Raw genomic sequence first — 22,645 nt, forward strand, 5'->3', positions numbered from 1 at the left:
TAACCTGAACTGAGTTTACCATTATGGCGAGTAGTTTTTCAATTGGTGTTGTCGTTTCTGCTACCCTTTCAGGGGCTTTTCGCAGTGTGATGGGCAGCACCCAGCGAACACTGGAAAGCCTGGGTACGGCAACATCCCGATTACAGCAGCGACAGGCATCGCTGACACGGGCGGTCAGTCGATATGGTAGCCTCGGTGGGGATGCCGCCCGGCGCTTGAACGGTGAACTGACCCGGGTTGGTCACACGCTGTCCCGGCTGGAAAGCCAACAAGCGCGCCTGACTCGCGCCACTGCCACCTCGGCTGCCTTACGTGATAATCGCCTGAAAATTTACGGTCAGGGACTGGAAACCTATGGTATGGCCCGCGCTGCCTATGGTGCCGTTCAGCCTTCAGTAAAAAAGTACATGTCTTTTCAGGACAACATGATCGACATGGCGATCACGGCGGGCTTTAACACGAAAACCCGCGACACGCTGGGGAAAGATATTCGTGCCTGGAGCCTGCAGTACAACCAGACTCAGGACGATTTACAGGCGGCAAGCAGTTCACTGATTGGCAATAATATTGATGATTTGGATGATCTGCGCGCTTATCTGCCAAGCATTGCGCGTGGTGCCACCGCAACGCGTACCACTGCAGCACAATGGGCTGAGGCGGCGTTCACGACCAAGCAATCCTTGGGGATTGCCGCGAAAGATTTTGCCGCCGTACAGAACATCATGGCCTACGGTGGCAAGGCGGGATCATTTGAAATTCCCGATCAGGTTAAATGGTTACCTGCGCTGGCTCCACAGATGGCGGGCATTGCCCAGGGGAAAGAGGCGGTCGCCGAGATGGCCGCCGCACTACAGGTCGCTAAAATCGGTGCGGGTACACCCGATGAAGCGGCCAACAATTTCAAGAATTTCCTCACTAAAATGTTTGCCCCGGACACGCAAAAGCACTTTGCCGATCAGGGGATCAACCTTCAGCAATCCTTGATGCGCCAAAAGGCAGCCGGGATCTCTCCGATTGAAGGGATGATGAACACCATCCAGTGGTCTCTGGCGCAAAAAGGCCCGGAAGCGGTCAAACAGTTCAAGGCGGCTATGGCATTAAAGGACGATGCTGCTCGAGATCGGGCGCTCCAGGCGTTGCAGAAGAACTTCGGCCTGGGTGAGCTGTTCGCCGATATGCAGGTGATGGCGTTTGTCCGACCGATGCTGGCCAATATGAAGAAATACCGCACTATCCGTGCTGAAGCCTTGAGCGCCGCCAACAGCGACGTGCTGGCGGGGGATTATTCCCAGCGCCTGGCATCACCGATTGAGAAAATGAAGCAATTGATGATTGCTAGCAGTGATCTGGCGATCACGTTGGGTGAACAATTAACGCCTGCTATTGTTACTGCGGTAGATAAAATACTGCCCTGCGTCACAGTGCTTGGATCATGGATAAAAGCCAATCCTCAATTAGTGACCGGGATAGCCGGTGTCGTCACGGGACTGATCGCCTTTAAGTCGGTTTTGTTTATTTTACGGATGGGACTTAACCTGCTAGCTACCCCTTTCGTGTCGGTGTGGAAAGGTTTTGTAACGCTGCGAAGTCAATGGGTGTTATTGCAAAGCACCTTTAGCCAGGGCAGCAGGATCCGCCGTCTGGCCGGACTCATGGGCCGACTCTCACGCGGCGCGTTGCGTCTGGGCAAGGTGCTCGGCGGCGGACTGGTGCGTGGCCTGATGATAGCCGGACGGGCCGTGCTGTTTATCGGTCGGGCGCTGATGCTGACCCCCATTGGGCTGCTGATCACCGGTATTGCTGTGGGGGCTTTCCTGATTTATCGCTACTGGGGGCCTATCAGCGCCTGGCTCAAAGCCCGCTGGGCGGATATCAAACAGGCGTTTTCCGGCGGCATCGGTGGCGTCGCGGCGCTGATTATCAACTGGTCGCCGGTGGGGCTGTTCTATAAGGCGTTCGCGGGGGTAATGCGCTATTTCAATATTGAGTTACCCGCCAATTTTACCGATTTCGGTCGCAACCTGATTGAGGGGTTGGTCAGCGGTATTCGCAGCAAGCTGACGGCGGCGAGAGAGAGTATCACCGAGTTTGGTGGCAGTATCAAAAGCTGGTTTAGCGAGACGCTGGGCATTAATAGCCCCTCACGGGTCTTTATGGGTTTTGGGGACAATATCGTTGAAGGTGCCGCTATCGGTATCCGACGCACCACCCCCAAAACCCGCAGCGCGACCCTCGACTGGCTGGCCTCTCTGTTGCAGGCTGGCTCAGGGCTGGCATTGCCGGGTCTGCCTGGCTGGCGACCCGCTCCCGTCCCCTCGCTGCCGAACGGGGCGGGGCTTGCCGGTCATGGCATGGCAGGCCAGGGGGGTATCGTGGTGCATTTTAGTCCTCACATTGTACTGGATGGTCGGTCGCAAACCCCCGGTTCGGCGGTACAGCAGGCGTTGAGTCTGGGTGTGCGCGAACTGGAGCAGATGCTGGCGCGCGTACTGCAACAACAGCAGCGCAGGAGGCTGGAATAATGTTTGCCGTATTGGGGGATATCCCTTTTCAGCTGGGTACCAGCTTTGATGCTTTGGACGGGACTTTTGGCAATGACTTTGCCGAGCAGGCACGCATTGGCCACAAGCCGGGCTTACAGTTTACCGGGGCAAAACTGGATGAGTACCATCTGATCCTGGTGCTTCATCAGCGTTACTGTGACCCTGCCCGTGAGTGGCAACGGCTGCAGGCGGCGAGCCGTGCCCATCAGGCGCTGGCCTTTGTGCTGGGTAACGGCGATTACAAGGGCTGGTTTGTCATTACTGACCTGTCGCTGAGTACCCAGCTCTGCAGCGCGCAGGGCCGTGCCCAGGCGCTATCGGTTGAGGTGACGCTGCGCGAATATACCGGCGATCCGCAAAAGCCGCCGAAACCGCCTGCCGTCAAAGGTGGGTTGCCAAACCTGAATCAGACCCGGCAGACGGCCTTGCCCGCGTCGGGGCTGGGCAGACGCTGCGCCAGGCGGTAGGCTTTGCCCGGCAGGCGCAATCGGCGCTACAGGCCGCCTCCAGTGTCATCCGGGTCGCACGGCAGATGAAAAGTAATCCGGTGGCGGCGCTGACCCGCGTACCCGGCGTACTGACCAGCCTGGGCGATGTGGCCGCCCCGATGGCGCAATCGCAACCCTGGCTGCGCCAGTTAACCGGCACCTTACCCGACGCTATCCCGCTCCTGCGGGCGAGCGGTGAAGCGGCCACGATGATAGACCATGCCCAGGACACCCTGCGCGGCCTTGCGCCGGGCTAGAGTCAACATCTGCCCGGTGCGCTCGATACCGTCGCCGGTCTGGTTGGCAATGCCGTGACGGTTTACCAGCATCAGTCAGCACCGCTCAGTCGCCTGGCCAGCCGTATTATTAGCCGGAGGGGATAATGATGTCTGCTGATACGCCTGCCGTCATGATCCATACCACCCGGGAAGGCGAACGCTGGGACACCCTGGCGCATCACTATTATGGCGACCCGTTCGGCTATGGGCGCATCATTATGGCTAACCCGCAGGTGGCCATTACCGCGTCGCTCCCGGCAGGGGTGCAGCTGCTTATCCCTATCATTGCAGCGGATGACACCGAGGAGAACACACCACCATGGCTGCGCTAACCCCCTGGTCTGACACGATAACCCCGGTAGATACGCCTACCTTTACCCTGCATTACGGCCAGAAAGATATCTCGCGGGAAGTGACGCCTTATGTGCTGTCGGTAAGCTTTACCGACCGGCTGGCCGGGGAATCGGATGAAATTGAAGTCGAGCTGGAAGACAGTGACGGTCGTTGGCGCGAGGCCTGGTATCCGGGCAAAGGCGACAGCCTGACGCTGGCGATAGGTCTGGCCGGTCAACCGCTGCTGGCGTGCGGGACGTTCTCGCTGGATGAGCTGGAATTTTCCAGCCCGCCGGACAGCGTACGGTTACGGGGGCTATCGGCCCCGGTCACCCGCGCGTTGCGTACCCGCAGTAACCGGGCCTTTGAAGCCACCACGCTGCGGGCAATCGCCAGCCGGATAGCCAAAAAAAATCATCTGCGGCTGGAAGGGGCCCTTGCGCCTTTGGCGCTCGACCGGGTGACGCAGTATAACGAAACCGATTTGGCGTTTATCACCCGACTGGGGCGTGAGTATGGCTATATTGTCAAGGTGACCGATAAGGCACTGGTGTTTTCCCATCGCGCGACATTGCGCGAAGCCACGTCGCTGTTGACGCTGACGCCATCAGCGGTGAGTCGCTTTACCCTGCGCGATACACTGAATCGCATTTATCAGCAAGGCAAGGTTAAATATCAGGACACCCGCACCAAGAAACTGGTCACCGTCGGGGTGCTGGCCGATGGCAGCATCGGCACGGTGGCAGAGGAAACCGTCCCTGCCAAGGGAAGCCGAACCCCCAGTGCGGATACGCTGCAGATGCAAAACCGGGCACGCACCCGCGATGAAGCGGTCGGTAAGCTGTGTGCCGGGCTTAACCGCCACAATGAATACCAGCGCACGGCAAATCTCAGCCTGCCGGGTCAGACCCGGCTCAAAGCCGGTATCACGGTGCAACTGGCGGACTTCGGTCGCCTGTCCGGAGTCTGGCTCATCACCTCGGTGCGGCACGACCTTAACCGACAAAGCGGCTATACCTGCGAACTGGCGTTAGGTCAGGGGCCGATTGCCAATGCGCATAAAAAAGGCAAGGCCAGCAAGCCACAGAGTCTTATGGTCATCGGCAAAAAAGCCGACGGCAGTATTGGCGTGGTGGCAACAGAAACCCCCGTTGCACAGGAGAAAAAACGATGAGCGGTATCAAATTTACCACGGGCACGGTGAGTGCGGTGGATGAGAAAACGGTGCGGGTACGCGTTCGTTTGCCTGAACTGGATAATCTGCGTACTGCCTGGCTTGAGGTATTGCAGCGCAACACACAGAATAACAAGGACTACTGGCTACCGGATATTGGCGAGCAGGTCAAACTGTTACTTGACCCCTATGGCGATGATGGTGTGGTGCTCGGCGCGGTCTATTCACAGGTCGACCGACCGGCTATTGCGTCACGCGATAAACGCCGGGTCGACTTTGCCGATGGCACCTTTGTTGAGTATGACCGAAAAAAACACGCGATGGCTATCGGGGGCGAGATACAGACCCTGATACTGACCACCCAGGGCAATGTGCATATCCAGACGCAAAATGCGACGGTAAAAGCGAGTAAACAGCTCACACTGTCAACGATCACCGAAAACTGATCCACTTTTTATCTAAATCCGATCAATCAAAATTGATCCACTGTTTTACTCAGTTATTGCTCCTGAGCGCCGCTTATCTTTCAATCGGTAGCTTTCACCGCTTAATTGCAGTACATGCGAATGATGAAGTAAACGATCAAGCATAGCGGCAGTTAATGTTGCGTCATCAGCAAAAGCACTTGGCCATTGCCCAAATGATAGGTTACTCGTCAATATGACACTGCCATGCTCATAACGCTTGGCAATCACATTGAAAAACAGGTTTGCTTCTTCTCGCCCAAACGGCAGGTATCCAATCTCATCGATAATCAACAACTTCGGGGCCATCACCGAACGTGATAGATATTGTTTGAGCTTATTTTGTCGTTTGGCAGTTGAGAGTTGCAACATCAGTTCAGCTGCCGTGGTAAAGCGGGTTTTCTTCTTGGCCTGTACTGCTTTTAATCCTAACCCAATAGCTAAATGCGTTTTGCCTACACCGCTTGGGCCAAGCAACACGACATTTTCATTACGTTCAATAAACGTTAATGCGCTTAATTCCTGTATGTGTTGTTTGGGGATCCCCGTTGCAAACTTAAAATCGAACGTATTAAGTTCTTTATGTGCTGGGAATCCTGCCATCCGACTCAAAAGATTACGAGTTCGTTCATCTCGTTGTTGTTGCTCACATTTTAACAGGGACAGTAAAAACTCTCCGTAGCTTTTGTCTTGGGCAATGCATTTTTCGGCAAGTGATGACCAATGAGTCGGAATAGAATTTAATTTCAATGACTCACACAGGTGTTCAATTTGTTCATGCAATAACATGTTCACCTCCCAGTAATGCTTCGTATACGCTGATTGAGTGTTGCAAACTGACAGATTCAAGGGGCGGTACGATAGGGATATTAAGCGTATTAGTCTGTGGGATAGATTGGCAAACCCTTGCTGGTAAGGGTAGAAGAGACTTAACTTCCTTAGCTAATCTATCTGCTGGCTTCTCTAACGTTGTTCCATGAATTCGCTGATGGGCAACGCGTTGTAACCATGGACCCACTTTTGCATTAGCTATTTCAATATCCAGTTCAAGATTATGAGCACGAAGGTCGGTGTTTAATGGCACGATAAAGCTGTTTTTTAAATAGTGGTTAAAGCGCTCTACTTTCCCTTTCGTTTTTGCCCTGTAGGGCTTGCAAGCCTTCAATTTAAACCCGTAATCTTTCGACATTTGAAGCATTTCGACATGTAATTTATGATCACCTTCTGCATAAGCATCCCGTTCGATGATGAGGGATTTTGCGTTATCACACAATACTTCCTGTGGTACACCACCAAAGTAGTCGAAAGCTTCTCTTAAACCTTGCTGCCACGATTCTGCTCGTTCATTATCAAAGAACTTTACATAACTCGCACGCGAATAGCCTAGCGTTGCAACAAACGCTTTCAGCGATTTTTACCTCGCCGGATGCTGGTGAAGTCGATTTGCATTTGTTGACCTGGCTGTGTTTCAAAACGGACGACTACTTCGGGAACAATGCTTGGTTTAAATTGACAAACAAATCGGCGTAATTGAGCAATACCACCTTGATAGCCGTTTTCAACTACCTCATCAAATAAGACTGTTGCAGGGATCCAATCAGGTTTAGCCAGTTCAATTCGCTGAAGCAAATAAGGTTTAAAGGGGGATAATTTAGTCGGTTGTTGACTTCTTTTAGCATAAGTTGGCATTGTCTGTTGTTGTAAATGATGTTTTACGGTGTTACGGGATATACCCAACTCACTGGCAATTTTTTCGAAGGCTTTGTCCTTGTGCAAAGCGAACATGAATATCCACAAATATCTCCTTGGTTAACATAAATTATCCGTACAAAAATGTGCGAATAATACCAAGTGGATCAGTTTTAGATGATCGTTAGTGGATCAGTTTTGCATGATCGGTGACAAAGAAGGCCAGGGTTAATTAAATCATAACTGTGACGCAGTAGTCGGATAACAGCCCCTCGCCAGATTTCTTCGACATCCTTTTTTTTGAAAAACAGCTTTCGCCATACACTATGTTTACTATCCAAACCCCCTCGAGTGACGGAAACATGAACATGCGGATGTTGATTGAGTTGCCGGCCATAAGTATGCAAGGCACAGAAAATACCAATTTCGATACCCTGTTTGCGAGCCAACTGCAGCATAGCTCGAGTGGCTGCCCGAAACAGAGCATTAAGTAGCGGCCAGTTATTGTTAAAAAAAGGCCAAAGGAGATGTGGCATGGTGAAAGTAATGTGTTGCCAGTCGCAGTCGGGTAAAATATGAACCTGCTGTGCTAACCACTGCTCGGTGGCTTTAAAGCCACATGAACTGCAGGCTTTTGACTTACAGCTTTGGCAGAAAAAACGGCTGTGAGAACAATCAGACGAAGCGCAACAATAGCGCCGGACACCCATGGCACAAGTGCCGCAGGCAAGCATGCGCTCCACAGATAAACTCGTCCACGAACTAACGCTATCGCCGTATTTTTCGAGGAATTTATTCCAACCGTCATCAATGGTGAAAAGTAGTTTAGCAGGACGAGGGATATACATCTGACTCAATTACCTTATGGGCATCTTGCCAAAGAAACAGAAATTGTCAGATTCGTCAGCCCAGTTATCGGTGTGTTTATCCCAGGGTTCAAAGGAAACAGGGATTATTCCTAGCTCCGTATAGGTGATGAATTCATCGGCAGGCAGACTTTCAGTTATTCCCCCCTCAGTGTAGTCGTATCCAGCGTCATCGGCTTGGTCTTGGCGTTGTTCAAAACCCCTGATAATCGTGACTAGCGGCGGGTAATACTGCGTGTCGAGAAAAAATTGGGGGCCGAGTCGGACGCAGTGGCGTATGGCTTCTTTTAGGGTGTCATAAAAAAATTCAGGCGGTCTGTCATCATCATTTTCGGGTGGGAGAGAGATCATAAAACGTTTCGGATAAACAGGCGCTGTGGCACGTGAAGTGACGGGCAGCCTGCCTGATTTAACCGGTTTACGCTTTCTGGGAGATTTATTGCGAGCCATCGAGATGAATCCCTGAAAAAAATTAACCTACTGCAGAGTATAAAACAGTACTCAACTCATTAACATCCCCGAAGCAGCACCGCTGCGCCGCTCACGCGTAGCGTGCTACGTTCTATGATGAAGCGGCACTTTCATTGTTTAAGGAATAGTAAAATGAAAACGAAAATGAAAATCAGCTTTCTGGTACTAGCCTTCGGTGTTTCCTGCTCTTGTTCAGCCTTCGCACTACCTAATATTACTGTCCTGGCAACCGGCGGCACTATCGCAGGCAGCGGTGAGTCACCGGTCAAAGCCAGTTATACACCCGGGACAATTAAAATCGATCAGCTAGTGTCGCTGGTGCCGCAAATAAAGCAGATCGCCAATGTTAAAGGTGAATAGGTGGTTACTGTTCGCTCACAGGATATGGATACGACGGTATGGCTCAAGCTGGCGCAAAAAATAAACGCGCAGTGTTCTGGCACCGACGGTTTTGTTATTACTCACGGTACCGATACCATTGAGGAAACTGCCTATTTTCTAAACCTGACAGTGAAGTGTGAGAAACCTGTAGTGCTGGTAGGTGCGATGCGTCCGGTGACTGCACTTAGCTCTGACGCACCGGCAAATTTGTACGACGCAATCGTGACGGCAGCGTCACCGGACAGCGCCGGGCGGGGTGTGATGCTAGTGATGAATGGCAAGGTACTTGATGCACGGGATGTAACGAAATTAAATACTGAGAATTTGGGAGCCTTCCAGTCAATCAATTATGGCGCTTTGGGGTCTGTCTCCGACAGCAAAGTCACTTATACCCGGACGCCTGCGCAAAAGCACACTAAACAAACACCGTTTGACGTCAGCAAGCTGACCCAACTGCCAGAGGTGGGTATTGTCTACAATTACGCTAATGCGTCTGATATTCCAGCCAAGGCCTTTATTGATAACGGCTATCAGGGCATTGTTAGCGCGGGCGTAGGCAATGGCAATATCTCCCATGCCTTATTAAATACGCTATCCGATGCCGCCCAAAAAGGGCTGGTCGTGGTGCGTTCCTCCCGTGTTTCTTCCGGGCCAACCACACGTAACGGTGAAATTGATGATGACAAACACGGTTTCATTGCGTCTGGAACGCTTAGCCCCTATAAATCCCGAGTGCTACTTATGTTGGCACTGACACAAACAAAAGATCCGAAGAAAATCCAGCAATATTTCACGCAGTATTAATGACGAACTGGGGCGTATAGCCCCAGTTTAGTTGCTGCCGCTGTAGTCATTGTTTATTGTTAAACTCTTATTACAAAAAAACTTCTTACTTTTCCTAAAACTTATTCTTTTAAACCTTACCTGTAGTTTTTGGGCTGAGTTAAAAAGTCGTGGATTTTCAATAGATAATAAATTAAATTTTTAATTTAATAATTTATAAAACGTGGGGTTATCAACGCATTGTGTTAGCCCACACTCCAGTATGGTGGATATAAGGTTAGCGAATATTAAAAACATAAATAAATTGCTATTTCTCTAGCAGGGGATTTTGCGACTTGTATTTCAGCGGTATTGAATAACATTAATACTGAAATGAATAGAATAATAGCTAAAGAGAAAAGTAACGACCAAGTATAAAGATGCAAACCGAAGACGGTGGAGTAATATCCAGGATCACCTGGCAGAATATGAATTAACACTTGTCGGGTTGCCGTCATACATGTGGTGATAGAACTAAAAATAATTATGCTATAATGGCGCTGATTAATGCCAAGGATAAGATTAAATAGAAAACCGATGCCTATCATTATAATGCCCACTCGTTGTAATAAGCATAGTGGACATGGTATTTCATGTAATATAATTTGATAATAGAACGCAACAATTAATATCGCACATATTCCTAATAATCCTAGGATATTTAGGTTAGAAATGATTTTTGTTGAAGATAGTGTTTTCATCATAATTCTCTAACTAAAAAGATAGATTAATATTGTCGGTTGCATGATATTTAAATAATAAAATAGTTATAATAAACAGCATTAATAAAAGTAGATAACTTAGTTTTCTCTGTTTGAAAATAAGTGAAATAGTAACCAGAAAAGCGATGAGGAAAGGTAAAAACATTATAAGATCCTATTAATACAAAATTAACTATTCGATTTTATATACATGATAATATTATCAAAGCACCTGATATATTTTATAATATTATATCAGATATTATCTTTAATTATAAATTATAGATGTTAACTAAACGATGTCAAAATTTGTTAATAATTTAAATTTAATGGCAAAATAGACTACTCAAAATTATTGTTTTTATTAAACTGAAGTTTAATATAATAAATAATTATAAAGTTATATGATTAGTGATATAAAAAGTAAATAGAAAATTAACATTAAATAGGATAATGAAACAAATTTTATTAGTTAACATTACCCTCAAATTTTCATTCTTTATAAAAAATATTAATATTTCATTACGTTAAATTATATAGTCGCTTTAATATTACCAAAACAGAGATATTTTATTTCTAAAAACTCATCGATGCCATAATGGGAACCTTCGCGCCCAAGTCCTGATTGTTTAATACCACCAAAAGGCGCCATTTCGTGAGAGATAAGTCCTTCATTGATACCAATCATACCTGTCTCTAATGCTTCAGCAACACGATAGATGCGACTAATATCGCGTGAATAAAAATAGGCGGCTAAGCCAAATTCGGTTTCATTAGCTAACTGAATCGCTTCTGATTCATCAGTAAATTTAAATAGTGGTGCTAATGGACCAAATGTCTCTTCTTTAGCGACTTTCATTTGATTATTTACATTAATCAATACTGTTGGTTCAAAGAATAACTTTCCTTGTGAAGCAACATTGCCACCGGTTAATAGCTGTGCACCTAGCTCGATAGCATCTGTAATATGTTGTTTTACTTTATCGATTGCTTGCTGATTAATTAACGGGCCGAGTTGTGCATCTTTTTGACTTGCCGGCCCGATGCGCAGAGTTTTTACTGCTGCACTAAGCCGTTTTGCAAACTCATCATAAATATTAGCTTGAACCAGGATACGATTAGCGCAAACACAAGTCTGTCCACTATTACGAAATTTTGCTGCTAATACACCTTGAACCGCGGCTTCTAAATCCGCATCATCAAAAACAATAAAAGGTGCATTACCGCCTAACTCTAATGAGACCTTTTTGACGGTATTAGCACACTGTGCCATTAATAATTTACCCACCTGTGTTGAGCCAGTGAAAGTTAATTTGCGGACAATGGGGCTTTCTGTCATAACCGAACCAATCGTTTTTGCATCGGTACTAGGTACAATATTCAAAACACCGGCTGGAATACCTGCTTTTTCAGCAAGTACGGCTAATGCTAAAGCCGACAGCGGTGTTTCAGCGGCGGGTTTTAGAATAACGGTACAGCCGGCTGCCAGGGCAGGTGCAACTTTTCTGGTGATCATGGCATTGGGAAAATTCCACGGCGTAATAGCAGCTACAACACCAACAGCTTGTTTAATGGTCATTATTCGGCAATCAGTGACAGGAGCAGGGATCGTTTCACCATAGGTTCGCTTTGCTTCTTCCGCAAACCATTGGATAAAACTAGCGCCATAAGTTATTTCACCTATTGCCTCGCTATGGCATTTACCTTGCTCTAGACTTAATATTTCTGCTAAGGCGGACTGATTCTCCATAATCAGATAAAACCATTTATTTAAAATTTGACTGCGTTGTTTTGCGCTCATCGCTCGCCAGGTGGGTAATGCCTTGTCAGCGGCAGCAATTGCATTTTGTGTTTCGATTTTGCCTAAATCACTGACTTTAGCAATTACATCACCATTAGCAGGATTGATAACATTAAATGTTGAATGTTTGTCAGCATCGACCCATTGACCGTTGATAAAGGCTTGTTGACGGAAAAGGGGAGAATTAATAAGATTATTTTCCATTGATTTTTCTCCAGAATTTAGGGGTGGTATACCATTAGATATTTTATCTTTAATTTTATTTTCAATTATGGTTAAAAACTGCAAAATAGAACATGCAACAATTGCTAACTAATTTAAAACTAGGTTAATGATAGTTATCATCATTGCTAGGTTAGGTTTTTATGCTAATTTTGAAAATACAATAATAACCCAAGCACAAATAACACCAATTTTATTGCACTAAACAATGATCACCGGTTAATAATTTTGCATTAGGTGATCATTTTGTCATGTTAGTATCATATTGCTAGGTGGAATACCTTGTTCATCATAAATATCACCAATTATATTATAGCGAAGGAAGCAATAAATTTGGCGCACTACATTGGAGTGTTAAAATAATAGTTGCTATCGTTGCTGGCGAACATACTTGTATTTTCAAAAAGGGAAGACTTGCTAGTGGCAGTCCAAATTTATCTGTTAGCTGACTAAAAAAACAGCAGAGTAGTCTTTGCTGGTCTACTAATGTTAATGAAAAATAATAAATTTATCATACCCTATTGATACAATATAATAACGAAACTTAATTAAGAGGAATAAAAATAAACGCTACCATATCTTAATATTATTCATGTTTATTAAATAAAATTTTCACAGAAAATAAAGTATAGGTGTTATTACTACTCTATTCATTATTATTATGGTTTTTTCATAAAATAGCCCTTAAAATTATTCGGTTTTTATTGTTAATGAAGTAAATAATAATTCAATTAGAATAATTATTATTCATCCATTTCATGTAATTAAAGGTACAATAAAAGTCGAAAAAATTATTATTTTATCTATTAAGGCGTTTTTTTATTATTTTATTTTGCTAAAAAATTTTTTTATGCTTTTGTTGTCTAAAAAAACATTCTATTCTAGCCAAATTAAATTTTTTACAATTAATGTGATAAAACTAAAAGTTACCAATAAAAAGCTACCATTAGGATAAAAAAAATTGATATGATAAATGATATTGGTAATCAGTATCATTTACATTTATGAGATATTAATATGCTTTCTCCTTCTACTGTCTTTTTTGCAAATTCGAATAACCCAACTAATTCTTTGGAAAAGATTCCAGAAGCTAAATATAATATAGAACAATCAACTTTTTCTTCTATGATAAATAATGTCAGTAATTCTAATCAAAATATAGATAACGAATCTACACCTTCTATCTTTATCCAGCCAAATGCAGTAGATAAACAAAAAAATATATTAAATAGTGCAAAAACTTCTTGTAAAAAAATAGCAAGTTCAGCATATCATTACTTACGTTCTATTGATGGTATTGATGAATTTACTGGGGCGACAGGACAAATCTTACCACAATTTCAACAAGCATTATTATCGTTAGGTATATTACTACCCGCTATACCTTTGGTTGGAATAGGTGCTAAAGGTGCTATTGATGAATCAATAGAAAATTTTCAGGATATTTATCCCTCATTTATAAAAGAAATTAAGGAAAAAAAACAGGAAATATTAAAAGCACTACAGCAAATTAATGTTGCAAATAATATCGACAAGAAACTCATTGAAAGAGAAGTTGAACAGTTTTTTGATGCTTGGATTGATTGGTTACAAGGTGAAAATCAACAAGAAAATAGCGAACATATCCAGCAAATGTGTGCTGCTTGGAAGTACTTGCAAGAACAGGATTATTGCACAGCTAAGATACGGTATATAACTAACGAGTATCAACGTATAAAACAAGAACTTCCTGCCGTTAGAATTGAACGCAATTCTTCTCCATTACAAGCTGCGGCGATGAGTTTGATGACGGCTGGAATGGTTGGCTTGTCTGCAAAATCAATTGCAGATCTATTGTTATCACAAGGGATCCAGGCAGCAGAAGTAGCTAGTGATTCGGCAGCAATGGTAAGCAATATTCTACTTTTGCCAGCCCAAATAATGATGACAACCTATGGAATTTCTCAAACCATTGCTGGATATAAACGGGATAAGTTACTGCAAGAAAATCGTACTTTATTAGAAAACAACCAACAACAAGAGATTATTAAAGAAAATATTGCTCAATTAAAAGAGATAGCAGATCGCAAAATACATTATAATTCTAAGCAAAGATTGGAGTATGGAGTTGTAACGGCTATTGGGCAGTCAGCGATGGCATTAAGTTCTTTAAGTGCAATGACTGGCGTTGGTGCGCCGGTAGGCTTTGTACCTGCCGTAATTGGGGCTCCAGCGACTATCTATGGAGCCTTTATCCGCATAAGAAGTAAGGTGCAAGAAGTAAAATTTTTAGGTGCTAAAGAAGCTAAAAATTCATCTGATAAACGTTTAAATTTTGATGAGTTAACGAAAAATATAGCTAAAAAAACCGCTACTGACACCAATCAAGCAACACCATCAACAACAACGACTAATACACTTAATACTATTGTTAAAGTAGCTACTAATACTATGCTACAACAACAAAAAATCTTAGCAGAAGCAAAATTACTGTCAATAATTCTAGAGATTCTTAATAAAGCATATCAGAATGAAACTCTACTAACGGCACAAACATTACATAAAAAGGTTTTCGATAAAGTAAATCAATTATTTGACAGAGTAGAAAAGAGCCAAAAACGATTTATAGAACAACCAAATAAACATTTTATCCGCCAATCTACTAGTTTATTATTAGATGATCTAAAAATAATAAAAGATATGCTTACCTTAGGTGAATATAGGGTTGACTATCTTGAAATTAAATTAATAAACCAACAAGGATACTATGATTTAATACCTAGGTTAGAGCAGATACAAAAAGAGCATAAAATATTACTATCAACAACTACCAAAGAAAAAATATTAAAATCTTGTGCACACGATTTTTTACAGCTAACAACAGAAAACAAAACAATCAAAGAAGCTTTACAACATCAAGATGGTACATCTAATAAATTATTTAGTTGGAATGACTTGCAACAATTAATCCAGCTTGATAAACAAGCCAAAGCTATTTATACACAACATTATAACCATTATGTTATTAAGCAAATAAAAAATGAAGCTAAATTTCTAAGAGATAATGCTTATGAGCATATAATAAATGGATTAGCAACTGAATCGACGTCTGAACAAAATACCAATAAATCTGTATAATAAGACACTATGAATTATATCTATTTCAAATATTATATTAATAGTAACAAATTAAATAGTAAACTTAATGTTAATATATCACTATGCTACACAAATTAAGTTAAGTTAAGTTAAGTTAAGTTAAGTTAATTGATGTGATTTTTTGAAAATTTCAACTAACTTCTATTATAAAAATTAGTTAAATAATTGCGAATGAAAATGAGCATTATACTACTATCTTATTATCAAATGGAAAGTTTTAGTTGATTGTCGTTATAGCTATAGATTTACCTTATGTTAAATAGATTCTATTTGGAAAATTTAATAAAGGAAAAGAGTAAAATAATGTTATAAATATAATTTAATAGCATCGGGTTACGTTATATTGTGTTAGTCTGTAACAAAAAATAAATGGCAAAAAATAACGACATTAAAGATGAATAATATTTCGTCGAGTGCCGGTAAATTATTTACTTTATTAAATACCAGGATAGCTTATTAAATAATCGACATTGGTTTGAAAGTACTTATCGTTAAAAAACGGTGAAACATGAAATTTACGAAAAATATTATTTATGTAACCATACAGGTTTAACAACAGGTGTCGTATATCTGTCTGATAAAAAATTATCAAAATACAGAGATGGTATATAAACTCAATCATTTTTTAAATAGAAAAACATATTGTTAATATGTCAGCGGTTGGAAGTGAGCTGCTCTCTTCTTAATTTACGCTAAAGGGTGAATAGCTATTATTGATATTGTATATATAAAGGTTTTGGTTCTAAATTAAGAATTTCTTGCTTGGAAAGCAGTCTGTGAGGAGGAGAGATTAAATCATTTTTATAAAATATTTTTATCCCGGTATAAATAGCATTAGGTTCTGAAGATATTACTTGGCTATACTTGGTTTTTTTTAAAACTGGAGCGCCAAAACCATCCATATTTAACACCACTTGCACATTTTTCGATTTTTTCACCTTGTCAAAATCAATTACCATTCTCTTTGTGAATCGATGAATGATTAAAACTTTAGGTGGTAGATTAAACTCTTCAACCAAGTTTGATAAATAATCAATAATATAATTGATCTCTACAGAAGATATCGAACCTATTACCTTCCCAGGTATATTGCCATTATGCATCATAAACTCAGGATCTACGCCTAAATGAACATTTGGCATTTTTAAATAAGAATGAAGTTTTGCCACCTCGTATCTTAAATCACTCAATCCGGGTTGGATGTCTAAAAATAAAATGGTGTCTTTTTCCATACCAGCGATTGAAATTGCATTTTGTATCTGGTATTTGTTCATTCTGTTAATGTATTGACCATCGTTACCTGGATAATTACTTGCAACGATGGCGACATAGTGCAAGGCCATTATCGCTGGGGTTGTTGGATCCGCTGCATTCCACTGTGCAGCTTCAGTTTTTAATTTATTCCACATCTGTAAGGGAGAATACTCGCCTAATACGCCCATTTTTCTTGAGTCAAAATTACCATAATAAGCAACGATTCTTCGATCAGGAAGTATATATTTATCTGAGTCATTAACTTTTTTATTTAATTTATTTTTAGGAAAAGGAACCTCATTTGTATTTTCTAAACAATAGCTTTTTGCGCTCGCTCCAGAATAGAACAGCGCGACAAATATAATAATATTGTACAAATATGTTCTAATCCCCATATTCCTTTTCTTCTCATTGATATTGCAAGTGTTCATCGTATTATTGCCAAATCGTTTACTCTCATTATCAGTCTCATCCATTGACAGATTATTTGCGACTAATAACCCCTTTTCCTCTGTTGCAATAATTTTTTCATTAGTGGCTACATTAAATGGTTACCTATATTCATCTTTGAGCACTGATTGGTAGATGTCAAGATTTAACGCTTTAATGATATTAATGGAAATGATTTTTTTGTTGATGCGGTCAATTTATTGTGCTTTTTTGCTTAATAATTAATTTCAATCTCAAAAACCTAAGTAGATTGTCTTTGGTAGAGTATTTTGGAACTGATTAGCTTGAAGGGTTTTTGCTCTTTTCGTTTTTTCTACACAATGCTCTATTTACTATTATTTACTTTTAGACATATTGGATTGTTAAAATTGATAAAGGATTGCTGAACTTTATAGCGCAGATACAGGATGATAAAAGCGCCATGGTTATATTTCTCAAGTTAACTAGCCAATGAATAGAGCTTTATACAAAAATATTTTCAATATATTAAAAAATTTAAAATAATAAGCTATTAATTATCGATAAATAGGATTAACTGCTTAATGTAGCTGTTGATGAAAAATTATGTCAATGCTTAAATTTTGCGCAAGAAAATAAATATTTCATACAACAGCATTAAATTTGTTGCGCAGTTGTTAAAATTTTCTATATTTAAAACTTTAAATACAAATTATTTTTTAGGATATATTGATGATAAATAAACTTGCTGATCTTTGTTACTCCCATAACTATCTGAGCTACCAAAAAGAAAATAAACTACTGCAACAGGAAGATATAAAAATAAAAGATCAATTATTGACTTTAGATAATTCAATAAACATGAATGATGAAATTAAAAACAATAACCTCGCTAAAAAGAGAAGTATTAGAGATGTGACTTTAGCGAAAAATAAAGCAGATGTAACTGTTAATATGCTAATTGACCTTATGGACACTTCAATTAAAAATATAAAACAATTCTATGATATCAAAAAAAGTATCCATTATATTGAGTTAAAAGATAAAATAAATGAAATTAACTTTGATATAAAAAAGGATAAGGTTTTATATTCATCTTTATCTAAAATAAGTAACGAATATGAATTTTTAAAAAAAGATATTATTAATCAAGAAAAAGATATTGAAATTTATCGCAGCATATTACTGTTATCTGAACAGTGTAATCATATTTATCATATTTATATTACTGGTTTTAGTTTGGAATCTAAAACATTAGAAGAAGTTGTTGATAAAATTAATTCTTTTAAAGAAAAGGTTTATAATATAAATAATTCAATGAGTGATAAAGAATCATTATTATCTGAAGTCAATGATTTTAATTTATTAATAGATGAGGAATACAAAAAAGTTGAAGAACATTATTCCATTATTATGGAAAATTATATTGATAAAAAATTATCCGATATAAAAAATCCACCTTTACATTTTAAAAAAGAAGAAATTTATCAAGAGCTAATTGATTCTTTATTAAACCAGAATTTAAGCAATGAAAATGTAGGAAAGACATTGGAGGTTGTTAATTTAATTAATCATATTACAAAGTTATTTTACGAAAAAAACAAATTAAATTATAATGGAACAAATGACCTAATAAATATTTACGTAATATATAATATAATTAAATCTATTAATGATACCGATAAACATGCTTTTGGTGATTTATCAATAAACGATATTATTGATACTGAGTTGATTTATAGTTACATAGATGAAAATGATAAAATAAAATATGATACAACAACTATTTTTGATTGCTTAACTAGATATATTAAAGAAAGTCAGTCACCTTTATCAATAAGAAATAAAGTTAATATAAAATACCCCAAAGAATATAATATTGCATTAATTAACTATTTAGATGAGGAAGCAAAACAATTAAAAAAAGATTTTGACTTAATAAAAAATATTGATTTATTAAAAGAAAAAAAAGATGCATTGAGAGATGAAATACCAGACTTAGAAAAATATTTAACAATATTTTTATTAAATTTAAGTGAAAAAAATAATATAACTAATGTTGATTTAAAGGATAAAGTAATTTTTAGATATAACTCTGATTCTTTTAATCCTGAAGTTAATGCAGCTAGTAAAAATTTTTACCCGCCAATTGAGATGAAATATACAATACGGGATATTTTATTAGGAAAAGAAAGAAAGTGGTTATCTGAAAACATACAATATAAGCGTGATGATAATTATAAAAATGGAATTTTTCCTTTTCAATATACAGAAAAAATAAAAAGTGAAATAAATAATACTGATATTCAAAATATCTACATCTCCAAAATAGAAAATTTAAAAAATAATAATGAAATGAAAGAGAAGTTTTATATTTTTTTAAAAGAGCTGTTAGCAACTTATAACAAAAAAGAACAATCCTATTACTTACTTGAAACTAGGCTGTGTCCCTTAATTGCTTGAGCTATAGTATCCATCTGTTTCTACGATACTTTGAATTATGGCTCGCTACGATCTTTCTGATGAAGCATGGGCAATCATTGAGCCCTTGTTGCCAACCGTTTTGACATCTTCGCGGGTCGGTCGGCCGTGGGCAGAACATCGCAAAATCGTCAACGGCATGTTCTGGATACTGTGTTCAGGCGCCCCATGGCGTGATTTACCTGAACGTTACGGCCCATGGAAAACCGTTTATAACCGTTTCAACAGATGGTCAAAGGATGGAACTATTAACATTATTTTCAATAAGTTGCTTTCATTTCTTGATGCTCATGAACTGGTTGACTGGTCAGCCATTGCGCTGGATGGCAGTAATATTCGTGCTCTCAAATGTGCGGCTGGTGCTCAAAAAAACATCCCGATATTACCGACGATAACAGCTTGGGTCGCTCACGAGGTGGTTATGGCACCAAAATCCACATGGCGACTGACGGAAGCGGCATCCCGCTAAACATCGTACTGAGTGCTGGGCAGGCTCACGAAAGCCTGTTCGCGCTACGACTCCTGGACGGCATTGGCGTGCAACGCCAGAACGGCAGCATGAAGCGTCGTGGTCATACGGTACTGGCTGACAAAGCCTACTCTGGGAATGCGCTACGTAACGAGTTGAAAAGAAAAGGGATGAAAACGGTTATTCCCCGAAAATCAAATGAAAAACTGGCTTCAGATGGACGCTCGCAACTTGATCGTGATGCTTATCGCCATCGCAACGTTGTGGAAAGGTGTTTTGGCCGTTTAAAGGAATATCGCCGGATCGCTACACGTTATGAAAAAACGGCAAGAAACTATCTAGCAATGGTGAAACTGGGCTGCATTCGCTTGTTTTACCGCCGATTACGCAATTAAGGGACACAGCCTAGCCCATTGTTGCTTTTTTTTGCAGATAAAAATAGGGGACCTAGAACGGGAAATGATATTATTAATGACAAAATTAATCCAATAGATACACCGATTGACGTCGTTTCAATTTTAACGGGTGAACGTCTTAAATTTGCTTCTTTTCGTGATATGAAAATGAAAATTGATAATAATATAATGTTAAAAGTATGGTTTAAAAATCATTTTAGTAATTATAGCGATCCCAATATTTCTACTATGAAATTAATTAAAAAAGAACGGGATTACTCTTATTTATATGAAAATATTCTAACATTTAATATTGAAGAAGCGGATATATTAGTACGTTCTCCTAATGAGGCATTATTATTTGAATTATTTGAACGATTTAAAGATATTGAGGTATATTTTTCTCCGCCAACCCTTTTAATCGGGTCAATCACAGGGGTAGCATATCAAAGTATTTTGGCGGCATCGCCTTCTTTTTTTCAGGCAGCGATTAGTGATACATCAGACGAATATTATCTTTATTTAAAAGAGGGAATCATTAATATTGTCGCCGAATTACTTGGTGAATCTCTCTGAAGTTGCAAGTAAAACATTAGCAAAATCAATAAAGCTTTACCTAAAGAATAAATTTATAAAAAAAAGCTTGCATATTAATGATGCAATAAAAAATTTTTCAAAAAATGATCAGTTACAGCAAAGCAGCAAAATATTAAAGCTTGAGCCTAATGAACTTGAAAATCGTTTTGAGATAAAAATGCTGTCTAGGATTAACCCCGATAATCTAACCAATGACATTCCATCAGTGGAATATCTCGCTCAACTGAAAGCTGATGATACGATTAATAAAAAAATTACTAGTCCAATCGGACAATGCGAATCATTAATGGAACCTGTAGCAAATTTTATGGCTAATCACGATATGACTAACATTAAATACCGAGGGATTTATATTTGGGATGATGCAACTGATGAAATGCCGTTAAATCACTTTGTTGTTTTAGGCAAAAAAAACGATAAAAATTATGTATTTGATTTGACTGCCCATCAGTTTGCAAATGAGGGAATGCCTAGTCTAAATGCGCCTCTTATTTTAGAGGAAACCGAATGGGGAAAAAGATATATTGCTGCAGGGAGCAATAAATTAATTAAATACAAAGATTTTAACACTGCAAATAGAGCTTCAGATGTCTATAACGCCTACCCAGGGCATGCGCCTAATGAAATTATCGATGGTGAAAAAATTCTAATTACACCACCTTGGTATTGGAAGACAGTAAAAAAAGATATTAATCAAAATGATTTAATAGAATTACCAAATATTGATTCAAATGCGACCCCGACAATACGCGATCAAATATATCAAATCGCAACAACAGATCTGCCAATTAAGGATAATTTTACTTTTACTGCTGAAATATTACAGCATAGCGGTCTAATTAATGAGGCGCAAAAAACAAAATTAATTGATAGATTAAAGAATATATCTCAACAAGCAGGATCAAGCAGATATGAACAACTTAATGAACTAATTGAACAAGCCCATCAAATTACCACAATCGATCAACTATTACAGCTTAAAAAAGGAGAATTGGTTGTTTTTAGCGATAATGATTCTGAATTAGTCTATAAAAATAAATCACGGGTTCATACAATGGTTAGCCTTGGAAATGGGCGATTTGCCACTATGGCAAGTAATGCGCTAGATCCTAGTTTAGATGATGGAATGCAATTTCTTATGGCGGAGCAACTCATTCCTCTTATTACAGGAAAAACATTAAAATTATTAAATCCATTAACTATACCAAAATATTTTGTTTATGCTGGTTATCCAAAAGATTCGTCGGAACAAGATTCTTCGTTATTAACGACTGTTTATAAATATTTAGCCGATGGGAAAAAAATAAAAAACACACCCAGCTTTATTTCGCTTATTTTACAAAAGTCTGGCGAGTTATCTCCTGAACAAGCTTTAATTTTTAGTGACACAATCGAAATATTGCGCGACTCTGACAATTCTAAAACAACAATTAATGATGTGATAACTAATAAAGAAAAAATTAGTGATGTTAATCAATTGACTGCATTATCATCAGGTACTTTGGTTATTTTTCACAAAACCGATTATCAAGTTAGCTATATAATGATGAGTATTGGAAAAAAAGGTTTCATTACGCTATTTTCTGAACATTTAGAAAAAACGTCTAAATATGATAATGAACTCATTTCTCCCAGCTAATTTAATAATTTTTTTAATAACAAATCTGATG

16 protein-coding genes and 4 pseudogenes are annotated in these 22,645 nt (G+C 39.9%); 12 read left to right on the plus strand and 8 right to left on the minus strand.

Features of this window, described 5'->3' with window-relative positions:
* The first annotated feature begins 23 nt into the window (after positions 1–23).
* The 6 genes and pseudogenes from ArsFIN_RS03935 to ArsFIN_RS03955 form a co-directional block, all read left to right on the plus strand.
* Positions 24–2,522, plus strand: coding sequence for a phage tail tape measure protein (locus ArsFIN_RS03935; protein WP_026823820.1), 2,499 nt, complete (start codon positions 24–26; stop codon positions 2,520–2,522).
* Positions 2,522–3,010 carry a phage tail protein gene (locus tag ArsFIN_RS27180; protein WP_051297145.1) on the plus strand — a complete coding sequence of 163 codons (489 nt, stop codon included), beginning with the start codon at positions 2,522–2,524 and terminating at the stop codon, positions 3,008–3,010. Before ArsFIN_RS03935 ends, ArsFIN_RS27180 begins: the two co-directional genes overlap by 1 nt.
* A gap of 65 nt (positions 3,011–3,075) precedes the next feature.
* Positions 3,076–3,288 carry a hypothetical protein gene (locus ArsFIN_RS27185; RefSeq protein WP_051297144.1) on the plus strand — a complete coding sequence of 71 codons (213 nt, stop codon included), beginning with the start codon at positions 3,076–3,078 and terminating at the stop codon, positions 3,286–3,288.
* A 128-nt stretch (positions 3,289–3,416) separates the two neighbouring features.
* Positions 3,417–3,641, plus strand: a complete 225-nt coding sequence (locus tag ArsFIN_RS03945; protein ID WP_407062016.1) for a tail protein X — start codon at positions 3,417–3,419, stop codon at positions 3,639–3,641.
* Complete coding sequence (locus ArsFIN_RS03950; protein ID WP_026823818.1) at positions 3,629–4,816, plus strand: phage late control D family protein; 1,188 nt, start codon at positions 3,629–3,631, stop codon at positions 4,814–4,816. Before ArsFIN_RS03945 ends, ArsFIN_RS03950 begins: the two co-directional genes overlap by 13 nt.
* Positions 4,813–5,223, plus strand: a pseudogene (locus tag ArsFIN_RS03955) (phage baseplate assembly protein V); the annotation flags it as partial. The gene ArsFIN_RS03950 and the pseudogene ArsFIN_RS03955, both read left to right, overlap by 4 nt.
* An 84-nt stretch (positions 5,224–5,307) precedes the next feature.
* Here ArsFIN_RS03955 and istB read toward each other — a convergent pair.
* The 4 genes and pseudogenes from istB to ArsFIN_RS03975 form a co-directional block, all read right to left on the minus strand.
* Positions 5,308–6,069 (minus strand): IS21-like element helper ATPase IstB, encoded by a 762-nt coding sequence (gene istB, locus ArsFIN_RS03960; RefSeq protein WP_135677409.1) that lies wholly within the window; start codon positions 6,067–6,069, stop codon positions 5,308–5,310.
* Positions 6,056–7,096 (minus strand): annotated as a pseudogene (istA, locus tag ArsFIN_RS03965) (IS21 family transposase). Before istA ends, istB begins: the two are co-directional and overlap by 14 nt.
* Before the next feature lie 88 nt (positions 7,097–7,184).
* A pseudogene (locus tag ArsFIN_RS03970) lies at positions 7,185–7,817 on the minus strand (IS91 family transposase); the annotation flags it as partial.
* 9 nt (positions 7,818–7,826) lie between these two features.
* Positions 7,827–8,285: a hypothetical protein gene (locus ArsFIN_RS03975; RefSeq protein WP_210409078.1), complete on the minus strand. Its 459-nt coding sequence runs from the start codon at positions 8,283–8,285 to the stop codon at positions 7,827–7,829.
* 153 nt (positions 8,286–8,438) lie between these two features.
* Between ArsFIN_RS03975 and ansB the strand changes: the two are divergent.
* A pseudogene (gene ansB / locus ArsFIN_RS03980) lies at positions 8,439–9,491 on the plus strand (L-asparaginase 2).
* Positions 9,492–9,757: 266 nt separating this feature from the next.
* On the opposite strand, the gene ArsFIN_RS03985 reads toward ansB, so the two are convergent.
* The 3 genes from ArsFIN_RS03985 to ArsFIN_RS03990 all read right to left on the minus strand — a co-directional run bounded on the left by ArsFIN_RS03985 (position 9,758) and on the right by ArsFIN_RS03990 (position 12,215).
* The gene (locus ArsFIN_RS03985) at positions 9,758–10,213 is read right to left on the minus strand and encodes a disulfide bond formation protein B (RefSeq protein ID WP_280625569.1); all 456 of its coding nucleotides are present in this window, start codon (positions 10,211–10,213) and stop codon (positions 9,758–9,760) included.
* Positions 10,214–10,223: 10 nt separating this feature from the next.
* Positions 10,224–10,376, minus strand: a complete 153-nt coding sequence (locus ArsFIN_RS27190; RefSeq protein WP_246067335.1) for a DUF5993 family protein — start codon at positions 10,374–10,376, stop codon at positions 10,224–10,226.
* 366 nt (positions 10,377–10,742) lie between these two features.
* Complete coding sequence (locus ArsFIN_RS03990) at positions 10,743–12,215, minus strand: NAD-dependent succinate-semialdehyde dehydrogenase (protein ID WP_026823643.1); 1,473 nt, start codon at positions 12,213–12,215, stop codon at positions 10,743–10,745.
* A 1,035-nt stretch (positions 12,216–13,250) separates the two neighbouring features.
* On the opposite strand from ArsFIN_RS03990, the gene ArsFIN_RS03995 reads away from it, so the two are divergent.
* Complete coding sequence (locus ArsFIN_RS03995) at positions 13,251–15,350, plus strand: hypothetical protein (RefSeq protein ID WP_026823644.1); 2,100 nt, start codon at positions 13,251–13,253, stop codon at positions 15,348–15,350.
* Between the two features lie 731 nt (positions 15,351–16,081).
* On the opposite strand, the gene ArsFIN_RS04000 is transcribed toward ArsFIN_RS03995, so the two are convergent.
* Positions 16,082–17,101: a hypothetical protein gene (locus ArsFIN_RS04000; RefSeq protein ID WP_051297124.1), complete on the minus strand. Its 1,020-nt coding sequence runs from the start codon at positions 17,099–17,101 to the stop codon at positions 16,082–16,084.
* Positions 17,102–17,765: 664 nt separating this feature from the next.
* Here ArsFIN_RS04000 and ArsFIN_RS04005 point away from each other — a divergent pair.
* The 4 genes from ArsFIN_RS04005 to ArsFIN_RS04020 all read left to right on the plus strand — a co-directional run bounded on the left by ArsFIN_RS04005 (position 17,766) and on the right by ArsFIN_RS04020 (position 22,614).
* Positions 17,766–19,496 (plus strand): hypothetical protein, encoded by a 1,731-nt coding sequence (locus ArsFIN_RS04005; protein WP_026823645.1) that lies wholly within the window; start codon positions 17,766–17,768, stop codon positions 19,494–19,496.
* Between the two features lie 37 nt (positions 19,497–19,533).
* A protein-coding gene (locus tag ArsFIN_RS04010; protein WP_135677415.1) for an IS5 family transposase occupies positions 19,534–20,378 on the plus strand; the annotation gives its coding sequence in 2 pieces (ribosomal slippage) (positions 19,534–19,879 and positions 19,879–20,378; 846 coding nt in all).
* An 18-nt stretch (positions 20,379–20,396) separates the two neighbouring features.
* On the plus strand, positions 20,397–20,954 hold the full coding sequence (locus tag ArsFIN_RS04015) for a hypothetical protein (protein ID WP_026823972.1): 558 nt from the start codon (positions 20,397–20,399) through the stop codon (positions 20,952–20,954).
* Complete coding sequence (locus ArsFIN_RS04020; protein ID WP_051297170.1) at positions 20,941–22,614, plus strand: hypothetical protein; 1,674 nt, start codon at positions 20,941–20,943, stop codon at positions 22,612–22,614. The genes ArsFIN_RS04015 and ArsFIN_RS04020 overlap by 14 nt, the downstream gene beginning before the upstream one ends.
* Positions 22,615–22,645: the final 31 nt, after the last annotated feature.

The organism is Arsenophonus nasoniae (assembly GCF_004768525.1).
GTDB lineage: Bacteria > Pseudomonadota > Gammaproteobacteria > Enterobacterales > Enterobacteriaceae > Arsenophonus > Arsenophonus nasoniae.

Coding starts and splice junctions, on each gene's coding strand:
- ArsFIN_RS03935 (WP_026823820.1), top strand. CDS start 24: ATGGCGAGTAGTTTTTCAATTGGTGTTGTCGTTTCTGCTACCCTTTCA.
- ArsFIN_RS27180 (WP_051297145.1), top strand. CDS start 2,522: ATGTTTGCCGTATTGGGGGATATCCCTTTTCAGCTGGGTACCAGCTTT.
- ArsFIN_RS27185 (WP_051297144.1), top strand. CDS start 3,076: ATGAAAAGTAATCCGGTGGCGGCGCTGACCCGCGTACCCGGCGTACTG.
- ArsFIN_RS03945 (WP_407062016.1), top strand. CDS start 3,417: ATGTCTGCTGATACGCCTGCCGTCATGATCCATACCACCCGGGAAGGC.
- ArsFIN_RS03950 (WP_026823818.1), top strand. CDS start 3,629: ATGGCTGCGCTAACCCCCTGGTCTGACACGATAACCCCGGTAGATACG.
- istB (WP_135677409.1), bottom strand. CDS start 6,069: ATGTTATTGCATGAACAAATTGAACACCTGTGTGAGTCATTGAAATTA.
- ArsFIN_RS03975 (WP_210409078.1), bottom strand. CDS start 8,285: ATGGCTCGCAATAAATCTCCCAGAAAGCGTAAACCGGTTAAATCAGGC.
- ArsFIN_RS03985 (WP_280625569.1), bottom strand. CDS start 10,213: ATGATGAAAACACTATCTTCAACAAAAATCATTTCTAACCTAAATATC.
- ArsFIN_RS27190 (WP_246067335.1), bottom strand. CDS start 10,376: ATGTTTTTACCTTTCCTCATCGCTTTTCTGGTTACTATTTCACTTATT.
- ArsFIN_RS03990 (WP_026823643.1), bottom strand. CDS start 12,215: ATGGAAAATAATCTTATTAATTCTCCCCTTTTCCGTCAACAAGCCTTT.
- ArsFIN_RS03995 (WP_026823644.1), top strand. CDS start 13,251: ATGCTTTCTCCTTCTACTGTCTTTTTTGCAAATTCGAATAACCCAACT.
- ArsFIN_RS04000 (WP_051297124.1), bottom strand. CDS start 17,101: ATGGATGAGACTGATAATGAGAGTAAACGATTTGGCAATAATACGATG.
- ArsFIN_RS04005 (WP_026823645.1), top strand. CDS start 17,766: ATGATAAATAAACTTGCTGATCTTTGTTACTCCCATAACTATCTGAGC.